Raw genomic sequence first — 19,990 nt, forward strand, 5'->3', positions numbered from 1 at the left:
TCGGCTAAAGTCATGTTTAAAGTGAGAGTCATTGAGCTTGCGAATGACGGTTGAAGTTGAAATGGACAGCTGATGAGCGATATCGGTCATAGAAGTTTTTTCAACTAGTTTTTGAGCAATGATAGCACTTTAAACGGCGTTTTTAAGGAGAATTCTAGTAGGCATGCCAGTCGTTTCAGGGGAAGGAATCTTAGACGGTTTTTGAAAATCATATTTCTTCAGTGATTTCCTTGTGAGTATCCATATTGATGATATCTAGAATCTGGATATTAGGATCTTTAATACCGAGTAGTTTTATGATAAAATGTAATGGTTCCATATGAATCTTTCTAATGAGTTGTTTAGTCGCTTTTCATTATAGGTCATATGGGACTTTTTTCTACAACAAAATAGGCTCCATAATATCTATAGGGGATTTACCCACTACAAATATTATAGAGCTTCTTCTTTTAGCGCTTGTATAAAAATTGAAAGTTCTATAATGAAGTTAGCCAGCCAACTTTCCTAAAAATGAGCTGGTTCAACTAGTCTATGTTGTTAAATGAAATCTAGTTATAGGCATAAGAAAACACCTCTGTGTTAGACTTGTTGTTCACCACAAACACAAGAAAGGCACAGAGATGCAAATCAATTATACTACAAAAGCTAAACACTTGACAATCCATAGTCGTCGCTTAATCGAACGATGGAAATTAGAAGAGAAATCAAATAGAGAAATCGCCTCTCTACTTGGAAAAGCTCCTCAGACCATCCACAATGAAATCAAGCGTGGTACAGTCCTACAATGTATTGGAAAGGGATGTTTCAAAGCGAAAAACTACTGTCTACTGGCCTTGACGGATCAAAGGAGCAGACACCAAATCATTCGATCAATTCCAAATAAAATCGCTGAGTCTGTCAATCAGGCTCTAAAACTTATCTTAAGACAACACAAGATTCTTTCCATCACGGCAGATAATGGAGCCGAATTCAACCGCTTATCTGATGTGTTTTCTAAGGAACATATCTACTATGCACACCCCTATGCCTCTTGGGAAAGGGGAACCAATGAGAATCACAACAGGCTCATTCGTAGATAGTTACCTAAAGGAACCAAGAAAACGACTTCCAAAGAAGTCGCCTCCATCGAAAACTGGATCAATAACTATCCTAAAAAATGCTTGGACTACAAGTCGCCCAGAGAAGACTGCTTGCTGGCTAACTTGAACTTGAAATTTAGCCTTGTATAAAAATTTAAGAAAAACGGAAAATTTTTTTATAAAAGCCTTTACAAAAAAAATAAAGTGGTATAATTAGAGTATAAACAAGTGCAAACGTTTTCGTAAAACGTTTGCCTAAATAAAATAAAGGAGATTTGAATGATGAAAGCTACATTCAAAAATGTCTTGTCTTTCGAGTTTTGGCAGAAATTCGGTAAGGCTTTGATGGTGGTTATCGCTGTTATGCCAGCCGCTGGATTGATGATTTCAATCGGTAAGTCACTTGCAATGATTGACCCAAACCTTGCTCCCCTAGTTATTACTGGTGGCGTACTAGAGCAAATTGGTTGGGGGGTTATCGGTAACCTTCATATTTTGTTTGCCCTCGCTATTGGAGGAAGCTGGGCTAAAGAGCGCGCTGGTGGTGCTTTCGCCGCTGGTCTTGCCTTCATCTTGATTAACCGTATCACTGGTACTATCTTTGGAGTTACAAGTGATATGCTGAAAAACCCTGAGGCTATGGTCACTACTCTCTTTGGAGGCTCAATCAAAGTTGCTGATTACTTCATCAGTGTTCTTGAAGCACCAGCATTGAACATGGGTGTTTTTGTAGGGATTATCTCTGGTTTTGTAGGGGCAACTGCCTTTAACAAATACTACAACTACCGTAAACTTCCAGACGCACTTTCATTCTTCAACGGGAAACGTTTTGTACCGTTTGTTGTTATTCTTCGTTCAGCAATCGCTGCAATTCTACTTGCTGCTTTCTGGCCAGTAGTTCAAACAGGTATCAATAGCTTTGGTATCTGGATTGCCAACTCACAAGAAACTGCGCCAGTTCTCGCACCATTCTTGTATGGTACCTTGGAACGTTTGCTCTTGCCATTTGGTCTTCACCATATGTTGACTATCCCAATGAACTACACAGCTCTTGGTGGTACTTATGACATTTTAACTGGTGCAGCTAAAGGTACTCAAGTATTTGGTCAAGACCCACTATGGCTTGCATGGGTAACAGACCTTGTTAACCTTAAAGGTTCAAATGCTGACCAATACCAACACCTTCTTACAACTATCACTCCAGCTCGTTTCAAAGTTGGTCAAATGATCGGTTCATTCGGTATCTTGATGGGTGTGATCGTGGCTATCTACCGTAATGTCGATGCTGATAAGAAACATCAATATAAAGGTATGATGATTGCGACAGCTCTTGCAACATTCTTGACAGGGGTTACTGAACCAATCGAGTATATGTTCATGTTCATCGCAACACCGCTTTACCTTGTTTATGCAGTAGTTCAAGGTGCTGCCTTTGCTATGGCAGATATTGTTCACCTTCGTGTCCACTCATTCGGTTCAATTGAATTCTTGACTCGTACACCACTAGCAATTAATGCTGGTATTGGTATGGATATCGTTAACTTTATCTGGGTAACTGTTCTCTTTGCTGTAATCATGTACTTTATCGCAAACTTCATGATTCAAAAATTCAACTATGCAACTCCAGGACGTAACGGAAACTATGAAACTGCTGAAGGAGCTTCAGAAGGAGCTGCTTCAGGTGAAACAAAAGTTGCAGCTGCTTCTCAAGCTGTAAACGTCATTAACCTTCTTGGTGGACGTGCAAACATCGTAGATGTAGATGCATGTATGACCCGTCTTCGTGTAACTGTTAAAGATGCAGATCGTGTTGGTACTGAGGAACAATGGAAAGCTGAAGGAGCTATGGGTCTTGTCATGAAAGGACAAGGCGTCCAAGCTATCTACGGACCAAAAGCTGACGTATTGAAATCTGATATCCAAGATATCCTTGACTCAGGTGAGGTTATTCCTGAAACTCTTCCAAGCCAAATGACGGAAGCTCAACAAAATACTGTACATTTCAAGGGTGTAACTGAGGAAGTTTACTCAGTAGCTGATGGTCAAGTCATTGCCTTGGAACAAGTGAAAGACCCAGTTTTTGCTCAAAAAATGATGGGTGACGGATTTGCGGTAGAACCAGCAAATGGAAATATCGTATCTCCAGTTACAGGTACTGTATCAAGTATCTTCCCTACAAAACATGCTCTTGGTCTTGTGACTGAAGCAGGTCTTGAAGTACTTGTTCACATTGGTTTGGATACTGTAAGCCTTGAAGGAAAACCATTCACAGTTCACGTTTCTGAAGGACAAAAGGTTGCTGCTGGTGATCTTCTTGTCACAGCTGACTTGGATGCTATCCGTGCAGCAGGTCGTGAAACTTCAACAGTGGTTGTCTTCACAAATGGAGATGTTCTCAAATCTGTTAAATTAGAACAAACTGGTTCTCTTGCAGCTAAAACAGCAGTTGCTAAAGTAGAATTGTAATATACTTGAGGTTGGAAGCTGTTTTCCAACCTCTTATTTTAGGAGAAAAGCATGAAATTTTTAACACTCAATACCCACAGTTGGATGGAGAAGGAAGCAGAGGAAAAATTCCAGCTCTTGCTCCAGGATATTCTTGAAAAAGACTATGATTTGATTTGTTTCCAAGAAATCAATCAAGAAATTACTTCTCCAGAAGTGGAGGTTGATGACCTCTATCAAGCTTTACCAGCGGCAGAACCCATTCATCAAGACCACTATGTGAGACTTTTGGTTGAAAAGTTGGCTGAGAAGGAGAAGACCTACTACTGGACTTGGGCTTACAATCATATCGGCTATGACCGCTACCATGAAGGTGTGGCAATCTTATCTAAAACGCCTATTCAAGCACGTGAGATTTTAGTTTCAGATGTGGATGATCCAACTGACTACCATACTCGCCGTGTCGCCTTGGCAGAGACAGAAGTTGAAGGGAAGGAGCTTGCTCTTGCAAGTGTCCATCTTTCTTGGTGGGATAAAGGTTTCCAGGAAGAATGGGCACGATTTGAGGCTGTGCTGAAAGATTTGAACAAACCTCTGATTTTAGCTGGTGATTTCAATAACCCAGCTGGTCAGGAAGGCTATCAAGCGATTCTAGCTAGTCCTCTAGAGTTACAAGATGCTTTTGAAGTAGCTAAGGAGAGAAGTGGTAGCTATACAGTACCACCAGAAATTGATGGTTGGAAAGGCAATGCCGAACCGCTTCGAATTGACTATGTCTTTACAACGAAAGAGTTAGAAGTAGAAAGCTTGCATGTAGTTTTTGATGGTCAGAATAGTCCACAAGTCAGCGATCATTATGGTTTGAATGCGGTATTAAATTGGAAATAAAAGCAAAAAATGAAAGGGAGAGATTCCTTTCATTTTTTTACAAAAATCTCTATAATTACTATTTTGGAGAAGGAGTTTTTTGTATATTTGTATATTATGAGGAAATATCCACAAATAAGTTTTTAAAAATTTACGGTCAAAAAAAATCGCTAATATTAACTATTTATGATAGAATGAAAATAATGAAATAAAAGGAGGACTGGAATGTTTTTTCAGGATAGAAAGATAAAATATTCAATCCGCAAATTGTCAGTTGCTACTGTGTCACTTGCGATTGGATTTTTGTTTGCGCCTGCGGCGCTTGGAGTCGCTCAAGTCGCTCAAGCTGATGAGCTTGCAACTACTGAACAAGTGGAGAATAAAGCAGAGAATCAGGTCTCGGTGGTCTCTTCTGCAACAGAGCAAGCAGAATTCCAGAAGGAAAGCCAAGTTGCTTTGAAGTCTGCTGCACCTGCTGCGACAGAGACAAGTCAAGCAACAGATTCGACTGCTTTTAAAAATGCTCAGCCAGCTACAGGTACAAGTCAGCCAGCTGCAGCCACTGCTCAAGCAACTCCAGCAAATGCTAGTCTCAATAAGAGCACTTTGGAGAACTACCTCAAAGAGTTGCGTAGCAAGGACTTTTCAAGTAAGACAGACGATAGTCTAGAAATCTTGAATGGTGTAATGACAGCTGCAGATGGTGTGCTTCAAACTGCGACAAAGCAAGAAGAAATTGATAAAGTTTATCGCAATCTCGTGACTTTTGTCAATTCAGGTCTTCGTGATAAAAATCCGAAGTTCATCCCAGACAAGGATAAGACTCCTCACTCGGCACTTTATGAGTTTGAAAGTGCTACACCAGGAAAAACGGTTCCGTTTGGTCTGAACTACTTGAAGCCAGAAGACACAAAAATCTACAAAAAGGGTGATAAAGTAAAGGCCATCCAGCCAACTGAAACAACTTATGTAGAGAATGATGGAAGTGGTAGATGGACCTTTAAGGGCTATGACTATGATAGTCAGGTGATTGACAAAGATGATGTTTTCTTCACAGGTAAGTGGGAATATACACCAACACCATACAAGGCTACCTATAGAGCAGTTAATGGTTCACCTGGAAAAACTCCGCCACCCTATGTTGCAAACTGGAGTCCAGAAGATAAGAGAAGATTTGCAGATGGAGAAGTAGTAAGACCAAAAGAATTTCACTATGTTTTTTATACTTCAGAAGAATACCCTAACCGAAAAAGCTATTGGGCTTTGACTGGCTTTGATGCTCCAAGTAAAGTGGCAAACAATGGCGATGTGGAGTTCGTAGGAACTTGGAAATACTTTGAGGATGTCACTGTATCCTACAAGCCTATGAACCAGTATGATTTTGAGAATTTTTATAATTTACCAAGTAGTCCTAAGACTTCACGTGACGAATATAAATTACCTCTTCCTAAGGAGATAAAAGATCTAGAAAGTAAGCTATACGATTACAAGCTTTCTCTCAATCAGTTTGATAAACGTCATGAGCATTTACCTAAAGATATACGGGATACGGTAGCAGCTTTGCTTCGCTACGATGAAGCTCAAGGTGTCTACAAACCCTTCTATGATGCGGAAAATGAAGGAAATTGGACCTTTGAGGAAGATATAGTGGATTTAACCTTCAGTCGTGAACTAGAGCGGGCGGCTACTTATGGAGAAATACCAAAAGTTACAATACCATTGGAGTTTGTATTTAAAGGGGTTCCTCGGAAACCGACTTACGAATTTCTTAGTGGAACTGCTGGCAAAGCACTACCTGCTGAGATCAATAATCTGAAGCCGGTAGATATGCCTGAATGGGAGTATGCAAAGAGAAAGAAATACCCGAAAGGTGAGATGGTTCAGTCTGTTAGACCGACTCAAGAGTCCTACTATGATGCAGTTAACAAGGGTACCTGGACCTTTACAGGCTACGATTTTACTAAAAAACCAGTGAGCGACTGGGAGCACGATGGATGGAACCTTAAGTTTACAGGTACTTGGACTTTTGTAGCGGATAAGTACTCAGAAAACTATGAGTTTGTTAGCTCAGATCCTAGTCGAACTCTACCAGCTGCAGTTAAGGCCTTGACGCCAAGTAATACAAATACTTACGAAAATGGCGATACTGTATATGCGGAATATCCACGTGAGACGACCTACATGGACTTTGATAACGAGGGTACTTGGAAATTTGATGGCTATGACGCTAATAGCAAGGTAGTTAATCAAGATAAAGTTCTCTTTACAGGTAAATGGTCTTTCGCACCACACAGAGATAAGACTGTTTCCTTTGACTTTGTCAGTGATACTCCAGGGAAGACTATTCCAGATGATCTGAAGGCACAAATTCCAGCTCCTATCACGACATCTCCGAAAGATTATTCTGATAATGTTAGATATGTCATTGGAAGTTTTTATACATACACAGATGATGATAATGATGGTACTTGGAAGTTTATTGCTCCTGAGAAGATAGAAAATCCAACTGATGATGAGGACTCTACTTACACTTTCCACTGGGTCTTTGAACCGACTAAGCATAGTGTCTACTATGACTTCTATACAGATTCAAAAGATTCTTCTGGTAATTTAATCTATCCACCATCAACTTTGTTTGATCTAATCACTTATGAAAGAGAATTTGTCAAGGGTGAAAAAGCTCGCGTTAAAATGCCGTCTAAAACAAGAATTGAGGATCCAGATGGTAGAGGAACTTGGGTATTTGATGACTACTATGAAGATGATAATACGACTATTTCTCCACGTGTGAAAACAGTAGGGACAGGAGACGTTATCTTTAGAGGAAGATGGATTTTGGTTCCTACTGATCAGTCTGATACAATCTACAGAGTGGAGTATAAATTTACTAACTCGACTCCTGCTTATCCTCTTCCAAACAAGATTCGCGATATGCTTCCAGCTGGCACTGATTTCGTTGCACGAGCTGACGATTACAAAGATGCCAGCAAACTTGACACATCGACAGTAACTGTTCCGACAGGTACATGGACCTTCCATGGTTTTGATGCGGATAAATACGGAAAAGCTATTGCAGGTACGAAAGTGAAGACCATCACAGGAGCTTGGAGCTTTACGCCAAATGGTATAGACTATCAGTTCCAATCAACTAATCCTGCTTTTGCACTACCAGATCATATCACCAAGTTGACTCCGAAAAATCCTTATGATTACAAGTTATATCCTAAGGAAATTCTGGCTGAACAACCAAGTGAAACGACTTATGTTGATACAGCGAATAAAGTGACTTGGACATTTGCAGGATACGATAAAGAAAAAATTGTTGTAGGAGAAGGCAGACAGACTTTCCTTGGAAGCTGGGTACCTACTCCAAATCCAGAATATGTATTCAAATCATCTAAAGCAGGTGTTCCATTGCCACAAAGTATTTTGGGAATGCTGCCAAGTGATGAGGTTTCTTATAAGGTTGGTGACACCATTGTAGCCAAACAACCTGCTAAAGAATCGGTAGTTGACGAAGAAAAAGATTATGTCTGGACCTTCAAAGGATATGATCAGAAGAATGCGACCTATAATGGCAAGCGTGTGACATTTACGGGTATCTGGGAAGTAACGCCTAGACCGCATCATGTAAGCTATACTTTTGTAAGTGTTACATCTGGTGTTGATTTGCCTGAATTTATCCAGAAGAAAGCACCGAAAGATAGCTCAACCTATTACAACATGCAAAAAGTTGTACCAGAAGAGTTGACTAAAACGACTTACAAAGATGATATGAACGATGGTACCTGGACTTTCGTTGGTTACGATGCCAAAAGTAAGATTGTGAAAAAAGCTGATTTGACTTTCACAGGTAAGTGGAAGTTTGAAGCCAATAAGTACCAAACTACTTACCGCTTCGAGAGCGCAACATCAGGTAAGGCTCTTCCAGCAGACATCAGCGTTTTGACTCCAAGTGACAGTGCAAGATATGTGAATGGTGACTCTGTTTCCGCTCAACAACCATCTCAAACCACTTACACCGACGCAGTGAACGACGGCACTTGGACCTTCAAGGGTTATGACGCAGCCAATGCAGTCGTAAACAAGGCCAATGTAGAGTTTGTAGGGAAATGGTCCTTTGAAGCTAACAAATATCAAGCAAATTACCGCTTCGAGAGCGCAACATCAGGGAAATCTCTTCCAGCAGCCATCGCAGCCTTGACTCCAAGTGACAGTGCAACTTATGTGAATGGTGCCTCTGTTTCCGCTCAACAACCATCTCAAACCACATACACCGACGCAGTGAACGACGGCACATGGACCTTCAAGGGTTACGACGCAGCCAATGCAGTCGTAAACAAGGCCAATGTAGAGTTTGTAGGGAAATGGTCCTTTGAAGCTAACAAATATCAAGCAAATTACCGCTTCGAGAGCGCAACATCAGGTAAGACTCTTCCAGCAGCCATCGCAGCCTTGACTCCAAGTGACAGTGTAACTTATGTGAATGGTGCCTCTGTTTCCGCTCAGCAACCATCCCAAACCACTTACACCGACGCAGTGAACGACGGCACTTGGACCTTCAAGGGTTATGACGCAGCTAGCGCTGTAGTCAATAAGTCCGATGTTGAGTTTGTAGGGAAATGGACCTTTGAAGCTAACAAGTACCAAGCAACTTACCGCTTCGAGAGCGCAACATCAGGGAAATCTCTTCCAGTAGCCATCGCAGCCTTGACACCAAGCGATAGTGCAACTTATGTGAATGGTGCTTCTATTTCCGCTCAACAACCATCCCAAACCACTTACACCGACGCAGTGAACGACGGCACTTGGACCTTCAAGGGTTATGACGCAGCTAGCGCTGTAGTCAATAAGTCCGATGTTGAGTTTGTAGGGAAATGGTCCTTTGAAGCTAACAAGTATCAAGCTACTTACCGCTTCGAGAGTGAGACAGCAGGTAAGACTCTTCCAGCAACCATCACAGCATTGACCCCAAGCGACAGTGCAAGATATGTGAATGGTGCCTCTGTTTCAGTTAAACAACCATCTCAAACCACATACACAGATACTGTGAACGACGGCACATGGACCTTCAAGGGTTATGACGCAGCTAATGCAGTCGTGAACAAGGCAAATGTGGAGTTTGTAGGAAAATGGTCCTTTGAAGCTAACAAGTATCAAGCTACTTACCGCTTCGAGAGCAAGACAGCAGGTCAAGCTCTTCCAGCAGCCATCGCAGCCTTAACCCCAAGCGACAGTGCAAGATATGTGAATGGTGCCTCTGTTTCCGCTCAGCAACCATCTCAAACTACATACACCGACGCAGTGAACGATGGCACGTGGACCTTCAAGGGCTACGACGCAGCCAATGCAGTCGCAAACAAGGCAAATGTGGAGTTTGTAGGCAAATGGACCTTTGAAGCTAACAAGTATCAAGCTACTTACCGCTTCGAGAGTGAGACAGCAGGTCAAGCTCTTCCAGCAGCCATCGCAGCCTTGACTCCAAGCGACAGTGCAACTTATGAGAATGGTGCCTCTGTTTCCGCTAAACAACCATCCCAAACCACTTACACCGACGCAGTGAACGACGGCACTTGGACCTTCAAGGGTTACGACGCAGCCAATGCAGTCGTAAACAAGGCCGATGTTGAGTTTTTAGGTAAATGGACCTTTGAAGCTAACAAGTACCAAGCTACTTACCGCTTCGAGAGTGAGACAGCAGGTAAGTCTCTTCCAGCAGCCATCGCAGCATTGACTCCAAGTGACAGTGTAACTTATGTGAATGGTGCCTCTGTTTCCGCTCAGCAACCATCTCAAACCACTTACACCGACGCAGTGAACGACGGCATCTGGACCTTCAAGGGTTACGACGCAGCTAACGCCGTTGTCAACAAGGCAAATGTAGAGTTTGTAGGCAAATGGGCCTTTGAAGCTAAGAAGTACCAAGCTACTTATCGCTTCGAGAGCGAGACAGCAGGTAAGTCTCTTCCAGCAGCCATCGCAGCATTGACTCCAAGTGACAGTGCAACTTATGTGAATGGAGACTCTGTTTCCGCTAAGCAACCATCTGATAGAATCTATACAGATGCAGTGAATGACGGCACTTGGACCTTCAAGGGATACGATGCAACTAGCGCCGTTGTCAACAAGGCCGATGTCGAGTTTGTAGGAAAATGGTCCTTTGAAGCTAACAAGTACCAAGCAGCTTACCGCTTCGAGAGCGCAACATCAGGGAAAGCTCTTCCAGCAACCATCGCAGCCTTAACACCAAGCGACAGTGCAAGATATGTGAATGGTGCCTCTGTTTCCGCTCAACAACCATCTCAAACCACATACACAGATACTGTGAACGATGGTACTTGGACCTTCAAGGGCTATGACGCAGCTAGCGCCGTTGTCAACAAGGCAAATGTAGTCTTCGTCGGTAAGTGGGAATTCAAGGCGAATCCGACAAACGCTGAAACTTATACGCCTCAGGTAACGGAAGAGACTATCAAGGTTGGACAAACACCTGACTTGACCGATAATGTGACGAACTTGTCAAGCCTTCCAGCTGGCACTAAGGTAGTGGATATTACACCTGCAGGTCAAATTGACACAACAAAATCAGGAACTTACACAGGTAAAGTACGAGTTGATTATCCAGATGGTTCTTCTACTGAAGTTCCTGTACCAGTTAATGTTTTACCTGCACCGGTAACTGAAACCTATCAAGTGACTTATCGCTTCGAAAGTGCAACCGCAGACAACAATTTGCCAGCAGAAGTATTGAGCTTACTTCCACAAAGTGGAACATATACTACAAGTTCTTCTGCAGCGATTGCTTTTGTTCCAGAAGCACCGATGCCTGTAGAGGTAGCTGTTGCAAATGGTACATGGACATTCCTAGGTTACCAAGAAGTGGAAGAGGGGGCAAATCTAACCTTCGTCGGTAAGTGGGTCTTTGAAGCTAAGCAAGATCCTAGTCCACAACCACAGCCTGCACCAACGCCACAACCACAACCGGTTCCGCAACCAGTACCTCAACCAAATCCAGTTCCACCAGTGAAGCTAGGGGAAGAGCAGGGGGCTGATAATAATCAGGCAAATAGACTTCAACCAGAACAACCAAGAAAACCTGAAGATAATCCACCAGCTCAAAGTCCAGCAGGAGAAAAGGCAAAACAAGCTACATTACCAAACACAGGTAGCACTGCACCGCTTTCACTCACTGGACTAATGACTAGTTCTCTTCTTGCAGGTCTAGCAGCATTGCTTCTTGGTCGCAAGCGGAAAGATGATTAAGCACTAATTTTATCTAGAAGCTTTCGACTTTTACAAGATTGTTAAGCAACTGTTTGACAAATCTATCTGAGTCGCAAGCTGAAGGCTGAGAGAAGACCAATTTGGTCTTCTCTTTTTGCATTTTGGATAGAAAGCAAATGTGTGATCTCAAGTCTAAGATTGGTATTTGGAGAAGTTGAGAGCCTTATGATCGGTCAGATAAGTGTGGCTACAGAAAAAGAACAAAATATGTTATAATGGTTGGAAGAATAGAATTGAGGATAATATGTCATTTACGAAATTTCAGTTTAAAAACTACATAGAAAAGGCTTTGGAGGAGTTGAAGTTTACAACTCCTACCGAAGTTCAGGAAAAGTTGATTCCTATTGTCTTGGCGGGTCGTGATTTGGTGGGCGAGTCAAAAACAGGTTCAGGAAAGACCCACACTTTCTTGCTACCCATTTTCCAGCAATTAGATGAAACTAGTGATAGTGTGCAAGCGGTCATTACGGCTCCAAGTCGTGAGTTAGCTACTCAGATTTACCAAGCGGCTCGTCAGATTGCGGCCCACTCAGATGTCGAAGTCCGTGTGGTTAACTATGTTGGCGGTACGGATAAGGCGCGTCAGATTGAAAAACTTGCCAGCAACCAACCCCATATTGTCATCGGGACTCCAGGGCGTATCTATGACTTGGTCAAATCTGATGATTTAGCCATTCACAAGGCTAAGACTTTTGTCGTAGACGAAGCCGATATGACCTTGGATATGGGATTCTTGGAGACAGTTGACAAGATTGCAGGAAGCCTTCCTAAGGACTTGCAATTCATGGTCTTTTCAGCAACTATTCCACAAAAATTGCAACCGTTCTTGAAAAAATACTTGTCAAATCCTGTCATGGAGAAAATCAAGACTAAGACAGTCATCTCAGATACGATTGATAATTGGTTGATTTCGAACAAGGGTCGTGACAAGAATGCTCAGATTTATGAGTTGACTCAAGTTATGCAACCTTATCTGGCTATGATTTTTGTGAATACCAAGACGCGGGCAGATGAATTGCATGCATACTTGACTGCTCAAGGATTGAAGGTAGCAAAGATTCATGGAGATATTGCTCCTCGTGAGCGCAAGCGGATCATGAATCAGGTGAAAAATCTGGATTTTGAGTACATTGTCGCAACGGACTTGGCAGCGCGTGGAATTGACATTGAAGGTGTCAGTCATGTCATCAATGATGCCATTCCGCAAGATTTGTCCTTCTTTGTCCACCGTGTTGGTCGAACTGGGCGCAATGGTCTACCTGGTACAGCTATTACCCTTTACCAGCCAAGTGATGACTCGGATATTCGTGAGTTGGAGAAATTAGGGATCAAGTTTATTCCTAAGATGGTCAAAGACGGAGAATTCCAAGATACCTATGACCGTGATCGTCGCGCCAATCGTGAAAAGAAGCAAGATAAGCTTGATATTGAAATGATTGGCTTGGTTAAAAAGAAAAAGAAAAAAGTCAAACCAGGCTATAAGAAGAAGATTCAATGGGCGGTGGATGAAAAACGCCGCAAAACCAAGCGTGCTGAAAATCGCGCACGTGGGCGTGCTGAGCGAAAAGCCAAACGCCAAACTTTCTAAGAACAAAATTGGAGCTGAATGGCTCCTTTTTTGTTACTTTTCTTTAAGATTTTTCTAAAAAAATGCAAAAAATAGTAAAAAGTGGTATAATGATAAGGTTATATAGTCCCGATAAGATGGTAGAAATTTCTATCAGTACTTTGTAACTCTATAACAATATTTTTTAAGGGGGGACATTTTTATGTCAGAACGTAAATTATTCACGTCTGAATCTGTATCTGAGGGGCATCCGGATAAGATTGCAGACCAAATTTCAGATGCGATTTTGGATGCTATTTTAGCGAAGGATCCAGAGGCGCACGTTGCTGCTGAGACAGCTGTATATACTGGTTCTGTCCACGTTTTTGGTGAAATTTCTACAAATGCCTATGTGGATATCAACCGTGTGGTTCGTGATACCATTGCAGAGATTGGTTACACCAATGCAGAATATGGATTTTCTGCGGAGACGGTGGGAGTTCACCCATCTTTGGTGGAACAATCTCCTGACATTGCTCAAGGAGTTAATGAAGCCTTGGAGGTTCGTGGAAATGCGGATCAAGACCCGCTTGATTTAATCGGAGCTGGTGACCAAGGTCTCATGTTTGGATTTGCAGTGGATGAGACAGAGGAACTCATGCCATTACCAATCTCGCTTAGCCACAAACTGGTTCGTCGTTTGGCAGAACTTCGCAAGTCTGGTGAAATCAGCTATCTTCGCCCAGATGCCAAATCACAAGTTACAGTTGAGTATGATGAAAATGACCGTCCAGTGCGCGTGGATACAGTCGTTATTTCTACTCAGCATGATCCAGATGTCAGCAACGAACAAATCCACAATGATGTGATCAACAAGGTTATCAAAGAAGTTATTCCATCCTCTTATTTGGATGAGCAAACAAAATTCTTCATCAATCCAACTGGTCGCTTTGTTATCGGTGGACCTCAAGGAGACTCAGGTTTGACTGGCCGTAAGATTATCGTGGATACTTATGGCGGCTACTCTCGTCACGGTGGTGGTGCCTTCTCTGGTAAGGATGCGACTAAGGTGGATCGTTCAGCCTCTTATGCTGCTCGCTATATTGCAAAAAATATCGTTGCAGCAGGTTTAGCTAAGAAGGCAGAAGTTCAATTGGCCTATGCTATCGGTGTTGCGCAACCTGTTTCCGTTCGTATCGATACCTTTGGTACAGGAACGGTAGCTGAAAGCAAGCTTGAAAAAGCGACTCGTCAAATCTTTGACCTTCGCCCAGCAGGAATTATCCAAATGCTGAACCTTAAACGTCCAATTTACCGTCAAACAGCGGCTTATGGACACATGGGACGTACAGATATTGACCTTCCGTGGGAACGCTTGGACAAGGTAGATGCTTTGAAAGAAGCTGTGAAATAAAAATAAAAGATTGGTAGGAACTACCAATCTTTTATTGCAAAAGAAAACCAGCTTTTGGCTGGCTTTCTTATTTTGTAGGAATAGAAATTTCAATCAATTTATCTGAATAAAGCGTCTTGATATTGGCTTCATCGATATTATCTTTATCGATTTTGCGTTTCATGAAGAAATCTTGGATGGTTTCGATTTCTGGTTCACGAATAGTGCGGTGTTTGTTGGAAATGAGGATTTCATAGTGAAGCGGAGCTTGTGTGAAAATCACGTCGGTGTTTCCTGCGGAATAGACCTCAACAAGCGTTGCGTCGGTACTTTCTAGCTGACTTTTAACAAGTTGCGAGTGTGAATTAGTCGTGTTGATAAGCTTCATAATAGTTCCTCCGATTTTCTAACTCTATTATAGCACTTTTTGGATAAAATCGTGTATTTTAGTCAATTCTATGCTGAATTTTCCAAGCTTCAATTCCCCATTTGTGGCTACCACGTTTGAGTTTTTCAATTGCTTCATCAATAGGAAACCAAGCAATATGATTAAAATCTTCTAATGGTTTTTGTACTTCTTGGAAAGAAGTGGCTTCATAGAGATAAGCTGGATTGTAGTAGTAGGTATCACGGTGACGAGAGTAAAAATACTCATCAGCTTGTCCGTAATAGGTTCCGATTTCAGCTGTAAAGCCAAGTTCTTCGATTAGTTCTCTCTTCAGTGCTTCTTGATGGTCTTCACCTGTTTCAATTTCTCCGCCTGGCAAGAACCAAGCACCATTGGGAGCTTGAACTAAGACAATTTGTTTTTTTTCAGGATCAGGAATAACTGCGTAAACACCATAGCGGGGCTGGTAGGTCACATTCTCTTTTTTATCACCAAAAGTTGGGTTTGCCATTGCATTTTCCTCATTCTCTAGTATCTTTATTATTATCATAATGGACGAGGGGCTAGCTGTCAAGAATAAACAGTTATTTTAGTAAAAAAAGGTGCAGAAATTGATAGACTTCCTGCACCTGTTAGATCGTTTTATTCTTCTTTTTCAGAAGCAATATCTTCTGTTTTTTCAGTTTTTTTGGCAGATTTGATTTGAATCTTACCATTGCTTGTCATGACTGCCTTGAGGTCTTTTTCACTTGGATTTTCAAGGTAGAAGTCAGTGATGGCATCCTCGATATGGTCTTGAATGGTACGGCGGAGTGGCCGTGCTCCCATTTTTGGATCATATCCTAGGTCAACCAACTTTTCCTTGACCTTGTCTGTCACATCGAGGTGGATATTGTTGCTGGAGAGGCGTTTGTTGACATCTGCTAGCATGAGTTCGACGATTTGGAGAAGGTTGTCCTTGCTGAGAGGTTTAAATTCGATGATGCCGTCAAAACGGTTCATAAACTCAGGACTAAAGAAGTTGCCGAGTTCACCGAGAACAGAGTTGGTTCGACCTTCACGAGCAGCTCCAAAACCAACGCTGGCTTCGGCCTTACCAGTACCCGCATTTGAGGTCATGATAATGATGGCATCCTTAAAGCTAACTGTTCGTCCTTGCCCATCAGTCAAACGACCATCGTCCAAGACTTGGAGGAACATGTGCATCACATCTGGGTGGGCTTTTTCAACTTCATCGAGAAGGATGAGAGAGTAGGGATTGCGACGAACTTTTTCCGTTAACTGACCAGCTTCATCGTAGCCGACATAGCCTGGAGGGGCTCCGACTAATTTAGCCACACTGTGTTTTTCCATGTATTCACTCATATCAAAGCGAATCATGCTGTCAGCAGAACCAAAGAGTTCAATGGCTAGTTGTTTGGAAAGTTCTGTCTTACCGACACCAGTTGGTCCGACAAAGAGGAAACTTCCGATTGGGCGGTTAGGAGTTCCAAGTCCAACACGATTACGACGGATGGCTTTGGCAATCTTATCGACAGCCTCATCTTGTCCGATAACATGGGACTTGAGGTCCTCTGCTAGATGGATGAGTTGAGACTGTTCTTTTTCTTTTAGTTCCCCAACAGGGATATTGGTTTTCTGCTCAATGATATGTTCGATTGTTTTCTCACTGATGATAGGAGTATCCTGATCGGTCACCTTGTTTTTCTGCATTTCCTTGTACTTGGCAATCTGATCGCGGAAATAGGCAGCTTTTTCAAAGTCTTCCTCTCGTGTAGCTTGAGATTTGAGATTTTCAGCTTCAATTAAACGCTGATCAATCACTTTAGGATCCACAAAGTTCAGCGTCAGATTCATCTTAGAACCGGCTTCATCTAACAGATCAATAGCCTTGTCAGGTAAGAAACGGTCTTGGATATAGCGGTTGGAAAGATTTGCAGCTGCTTCGATAGCAGCGTCTGTGTACTTGACGTGATGGTAGTCTTCGTATTTTTTTTGAACCCCTTTGAGGATGGTAATGGTTTCCTCGACAGTTGGTTCATCTACCTTGACAGGCTGCATACGGCGCTCGAGGGCAGCGTCTTTTTCAATGATACGGTATTCATTGAGAGTAGTGGCACCGACCAGTTGCAATTCACCACGGGCAAGGGCAGGTTTGAGGATATTTCCTGCATCCATATTGCCATCGCCTGCTGATCCTGCGCCAACAATTTCATGGATTTCATCGATAAAGAGGATGATGTCCTCGCGTTTGCGAATTTCTTCCATGAGTTTTTGCATACGTTCTTCAAACTGGCCCCGAATACCTGTTCCTTGAACTAGACTGACCACATCCAAACGGATGACTTGCTTGCCTTGGAGTTTATGGGGAACATCACCATCGACAATTTTTTGAGCTAGACCTTCAACAACTGCTGTTTTACCAACACCTGGTTCACCGATGAGGACAGGATTGTTTTTGGTTCGACGGTTGAGAATTTCGATAACACGGATAATCTCCTCATCTCGACCGATAACAGGGTCAATATCCCCACGACGGGCAATCTCAGTTACGTTGATACCATATTCCTCTAGGAGTCCTCTTTCTTGGCTAGGAGGTGTTTGAAGTGGACCACGGTTTTGAGGTCCGTATCCCCCATCGCCCCCATATCCTCCACCTGATTGAGTTGGGGGAACGTTATTTGAAGAAGCTCTGAAATTATTCAAATCATTGAAAAAGTCTCCAAAAGGATCAAAGTCTCGATTGTTTAGGTCAGTCATTCCTTTAAAGAGGGTATTGTTTGGATCCATTTTGATAATTTTATAGCAATTTTGACAGAGATCAATTTGCTTTTGCTGTCCATTGATATTGGTATACAGATGAATTGTTGAGTCGTTTATTTTACAGTTTTGACAGAGCATACATCTACCTCATTTCATTCTTATTCTTGGCTTAATAAAAAGGTCAAAAATAGTCAAAGTTTTATACTCCCATTATAGCATGATTAAGGTGTAAAGCAAGTAAAAAGATTGGGAAGTGGTCGTTTTTAAAAGAAGGATTTATGGAGGATTAAGCGACTTGAAGGTAAGAAAAAATCCCATTTGTGGTGACAAAAAGGATTCTCATTCATCGGGCCTTACTGCCCGTTGTTTTTATATTAGTAAAGGAGTTCGTAGATCTCCATTGCAATCAAGTCAATGCTATCAAAGGTATAGGTTTCACGAGCCTCTACATCGCGAAGGGTGAAGAGTGATCCGTTTTCTTCGTCGTGGCTGTATGCAACTTCTGCGACAACAACACCTTCACGTTCAAAATTACGTTTTAGATTTCCACCATCTTTTGTCATTGCTTCTAGGCGGTTAATGATTCTAACCAAATGTGATTCCATTATGATTCTCCTCCATTTCTTATCGTTACTATTTTACCATAAACCACGGGGACTTGACTAGAAAAAACTAAGATTTCTCGCTATTTCTCTTTTGCATAAAATTATTGGTGAAAATCAGTGGGAAAATATTGAATTTTAATTCAATGCATGTTATAATCATACAATCTGATATTTAGAAAGCTGAGTTTATATGAATTTTTCCTTTTTACCAAAGTATTTACCTTATTTTAATTATGGTGCTCTTATCACTGTAGTGATTTCAATTCTGGTAGTCTTTTTCGGTACCATTCTAGGTGTCTTATTGGCCTTTGCCCAACGCTCACGTTTTAAACCTCTTGTCTGGTTTGCAAATGTCTATGTATGGATTTTCCGTGGAACTCCGATGATGGTGCAAATTATGATTGCCTTTGCCCTTATGCATATCAACGCTCCGACTATCCAAGTGGGAATTTTAGGAGTTGATCTTTCTCGTTTGATTCCTGGTATTCTGATTATTTCTATGAACAGTGGTGCCTATGTGTCTGAAACCGTTCGTGCAGGGATCAATGCAGTTCCTAAAGGACAGTTGGAGGCAGCTTATTCCTTGGGTATTCGTCCTAAAAATGCCATGCGCTATGTCATTTTGCCACAGGCAATCAAAAATATTCTTCCAGCATTGGGAAATGAATTTATCACCATTATCAAGGATAGTTCGCTTTTGTCAACAATCGGAGTCATGGAACTTTGGAATGGAGCTACAACGGTAGCAACGACGACCTATCTACCTTTAACGCCTCTTTTATTTGCAGCCTGTTACTATTTGATTATGACCTCTGTTTTGACAGTGGCTTTGAAGGCATTTGAAAATTACATTGGACAAGGAGACAAAAAATAATGACAGAAACCTTGATAAAAATCGAAGGCTTGCATAAGTCTTTTGGGAAGAATGAAGTCTTGAAAGGGATTGACCTTGAGATCAAAAGAGGGGAAGTCGTGGTAATTATCGGTCCGTCAGGTAGCGGGAAATCAACCCTTCTTCGTTCGATGAATCTTCTCGAGGAAGCAAGTAAGGGAAAGGTTATCTTTGAAGGGGTTGATATCACAGATAAGAAAAATGACCTTTTTGCTATGCGTGAAAAGATGGGCATGGTATTCCAACAATTCAACCTTTTTCCAAATATGACGGTCATGGAAAACATCACTTTGTCACCAATTAAAACCAAAGGTGAAAGCAAGAAAGTTGCGGAGAAAAGAGCACAGGAACTGTTAGAAAAAGTTGGCTTGCCAGATAAGGCGATGGCCTATCCTCAGAATTTGTCAGGTGGGCAGCAACAACGGATTGCTATCGCACGTGGACTGGCAATGGAGCCAGACGTTTTGCTCTTTGATGAACCGACTTCAGCCCTAGACCCTGAGATGGTTGGCGAAGTTCTATCTGTTATGCAAGACCTCGCCAAGTCAGGGATGACCATGGTGATTGTGACTCATGAAATGGGCTTTGCGCGTGAGGTAGCAGACCGTGTCATCTTTATGGCAGATGGGGTTGTTGTTGAAGATGGAAGGCCAGAGGAGGTTTTTGACCAAACCCAAGAACAACGGACCAAGGATTTTTTGAGTAAGGTTTTGTAAGACCTCATTTTT

General features: G+C 42.1%; 11 protein-coding genes and 2 pseudogenes. 8 read left to right on the top strand and 5 right to left on the bottom strand.

All coding sequences use genetic code 11. The annotated features are described in order from the left end of the window. Positions 1 to 319, bottom strand: a pseudogene (locus HMPREF9965_RS12855) (ISL3 family transposase); the annotation flags it as partial. 301 nt (positions 320 to 620) lie between these two features. Between HMPREF9965_RS12855 and HMPREF9965_RS09590 the strand changes: the two are divergent. The 6 genes and pseudogenes from HMPREF9965_RS09590 to metK all read left to right on the top strand — a co-directional run bounded on the left by HMPREF9965_RS09590 (position 621) and on the right by metK (position 14,635). After that, a pseudogene (locus HMPREF9965_RS09590) lies at positions 621 to 1,229 on the top strand (IS30 family transposase). 129 nt (positions 1,230 to 1,358) lie between these two features. Next, positions 1,359 to 3,545, top strand: coding sequence for a PTS transporter subunit IIBC (locus tag HMPREF9965_RS09595; RefSeq protein ID WP_000973837.1), 2,187 nt, complete (start codon positions 1,359 to 1,361; stop codon positions 3,543 to 3,545). A gap of 51 nt (positions 3,546 to 3,596) precedes the next feature. After that, complete coding sequence (locus HMPREF9965_RS09600; protein ID WP_000670869.1) at positions 3,597 to 4,412, top strand: endonuclease/exonuclease/phosphatase family protein; 816 nt, start codon at positions 3,597 to 3,599, stop codon at positions 4,410 to 4,412. 204 nt (positions 4,413 to 4,616) lie between these two features. After that, complete coding sequence (locus HMPREF9965_RS09605; protein ID WP_000465979.1) at positions 4,617 to 11,654, top strand: SHIRT domain-containing protein; 7,038 nt, start codon at positions 4,617 to 4,619, stop codon at positions 11,652 to 11,654. 265 nt (positions 11,655 to 11,919) lie between these two features. Continuing rightward, positions 11,920 to 13,263, top strand: a complete 1,344-nt coding sequence (locus tag HMPREF9965_RS09610) for a DEAD/DEAH box helicase (RefSeq protein ID WP_004243919.1) — start codon at positions 11,920 to 11,922, stop codon at positions 13,261 to 13,263. Between the two features lie 181 nt (positions 13,264 to 13,444). Beyond that, a complete protein-coding gene (gene metK / locus HMPREF9965_RS09615; RefSeq protein ID WP_000003923.1) occupies positions 13,445 to 14,635 on the top strand; it encodes a methionine adenosyltransferase in 1,191 nt (396 codons plus the stop codon). A 67-nt stretch (positions 14,636 to 14,702) separates the two neighbouring features. On the opposite strand, the gene HMPREF9965_RS0102575 is transcribed toward metK, so the two are convergent. The 4 genes from HMPREF9965_RS0102575 to HMPREF9965_RS09630 all read right to left on the bottom strand — a co-directional run bounded on the left by HMPREF9965_RS0102575 (position 14,703) and on the right by HMPREF9965_RS09630 (position 18,370). Then, positions 14,703 to 15,002: a DUF1827 family protein gene (locus HMPREF9965_RS0102575; RefSeq protein ID WP_000767200.1), complete on the bottom strand. Its 300-nt coding sequence runs from the start codon at positions 15,000 to 15,002 to the stop codon at positions 14,703 to 14,705. A 58-nt stretch (positions 15,003 to 15,060) separates the two neighbouring features. Continuing rightward, the gene (locus tag HMPREF9965_RS09620; protein WP_000013078.1) at positions 15,061 to 15,513 is read right to left on the bottom strand and encodes an NUDIX hydrolase; all 453 of its coding nucleotides are present in this window, start codon (positions 15,511 to 15,513) and stop codon (positions 15,061 to 15,063) included. A 131-nt stretch (positions 15,514 to 15,644) separates the two neighbouring features. Beyond that, a complete protein-coding gene (locus tag HMPREF9965_RS09625; protein WP_000882474.1) occupies positions 15,645 to 17,903 on the bottom strand; it encodes an ATP-dependent Clp protease ATP-binding subunit in 2,259 nt (752 codons plus the stop codon). Positions 17,904 to 18,139: 236 nt separating this feature from the next. Next, positions 18,140 to 18,370 carry a DUF1797 family protein gene (locus tag HMPREF9965_RS09630; RefSeq protein WP_000443577.1) on the bottom strand — a complete coding sequence of 77 codons (231 nt, stop codon included), beginning with the start codon at positions 18,368 to 18,370 and terminating at the stop codon, positions 18,140 to 18,142. A gap of 190 nt (positions 18,371 to 18,560) precedes the next feature. On the opposite strand from HMPREF9965_RS09630, the gene HMPREF9965_RS09635 reads away from it, so the two are divergent. Beyond that, entirely contained in the window at positions 18,561 to 19,244 is a 684-nt protein-coding gene (locus HMPREF9965_RS09635; RefSeq protein WP_001011626.1) for an amino acid ABC transporter permease, read from the top strand. Continuing rightward, positions 19,244 to 19,978 (top strand): amino acid ABC transporter ATP-binding protein, encoded by a 735-nt coding sequence (locus HMPREF9965_RS09640; protein WP_000140930.1) that lies wholly within the window; start codon positions 19,244 to 19,246, stop codon positions 19,976 to 19,978. The genes HMPREF9965_RS09635 and HMPREF9965_RS09640 overlap by 1 nt, the downstream gene beginning before the upstream one ends. Positions 19,979 to 19,990 lie beyond the last annotated feature (12 nt).

This window comes from Streptococcus mitis bv. 2 str. SK95 (assembly GCF_000222705.1).
GTDB lineage: Bacteria > Bacillota > Bacilli > Lactobacillales > Streptococcaceae > Streptococcus > Streptococcus mitis_AY.

Bases quoted from the DNA above. Each gene is read 5' to 3' on its own strand.
- HMPREF9965_RS09595 (WP_000973837.1), top strand. From the start codon at position 1,359: ATGATGAAAGCTACATTCAAAAATGTCTTGTCTTTCGAGTTTTGGCAG.
- HMPREF9965_RS09600 (WP_000670869.1), top strand. From the start codon at position 3,597: ATGAAATTTTTAACACTCAATACCCACAGTTGGATGGAGAAGGAAGCA.
- HMPREF9965_RS09605 (WP_000465979.1), top strand. From the start codon at position 4,617: ATGTTTTTTCAGGATAGAAAGATAAAATATTCAATCCGCAAATTGTCA.
- HMPREF9965_RS09610 (WP_004243919.1), top strand. From the start codon at position 11,920: ATGTCATTTACGAAATTTCAGTTTAAAAACTACATAGAAAAGGCTTTG.
- metK (WP_000003923.1), top strand. From the start codon at position 13,445: ATGTCAGAACGTAAATTATTCACGTCTGAATCTGTATCTGAGGGGCAT.
- HMPREF9965_RS0102575 (WP_000767200.1), bottom strand. From the start codon at position 15,002: ATGAAGCTTATCAACACGACTAATTCACACTCGCAACTTGTTAAAAGT.
- HMPREF9965_RS09620 (WP_000013078.1), bottom strand. From the start codon at position 15,513: ATGGCAAACCCAACTTTTGGTGATAAAAAAGAGAATGTGACCTACCAG.
- HMPREF9965_RS09625 (WP_000882474.1), bottom strand. From the start codon at position 17,903: ATGCTCTGTCAAAACTGTAAAATAAACGACTCAACAATTCATCTGTAT.
- HMPREF9965_RS09630 (WP_000443577.1), bottom strand. From the start codon at position 18,370: ATGGAATCACATTTGGTTAGAATCATTAACCGCCTAGAAGCAATGACA.
- HMPREF9965_RS09635 (WP_001011626.1), top strand. From the start codon at position 18,561: ATGAATTTTTCCTTTTTACCAAAGTATTTACCTTATTTTAATTATGGT.
- HMPREF9965_RS09640 (WP_000140930.1), top strand. From the start codon at position 19,244: ATGACAGAAACCTTGATAAAAATCGAAGGCTTGCATAAGTCTTTTGGG.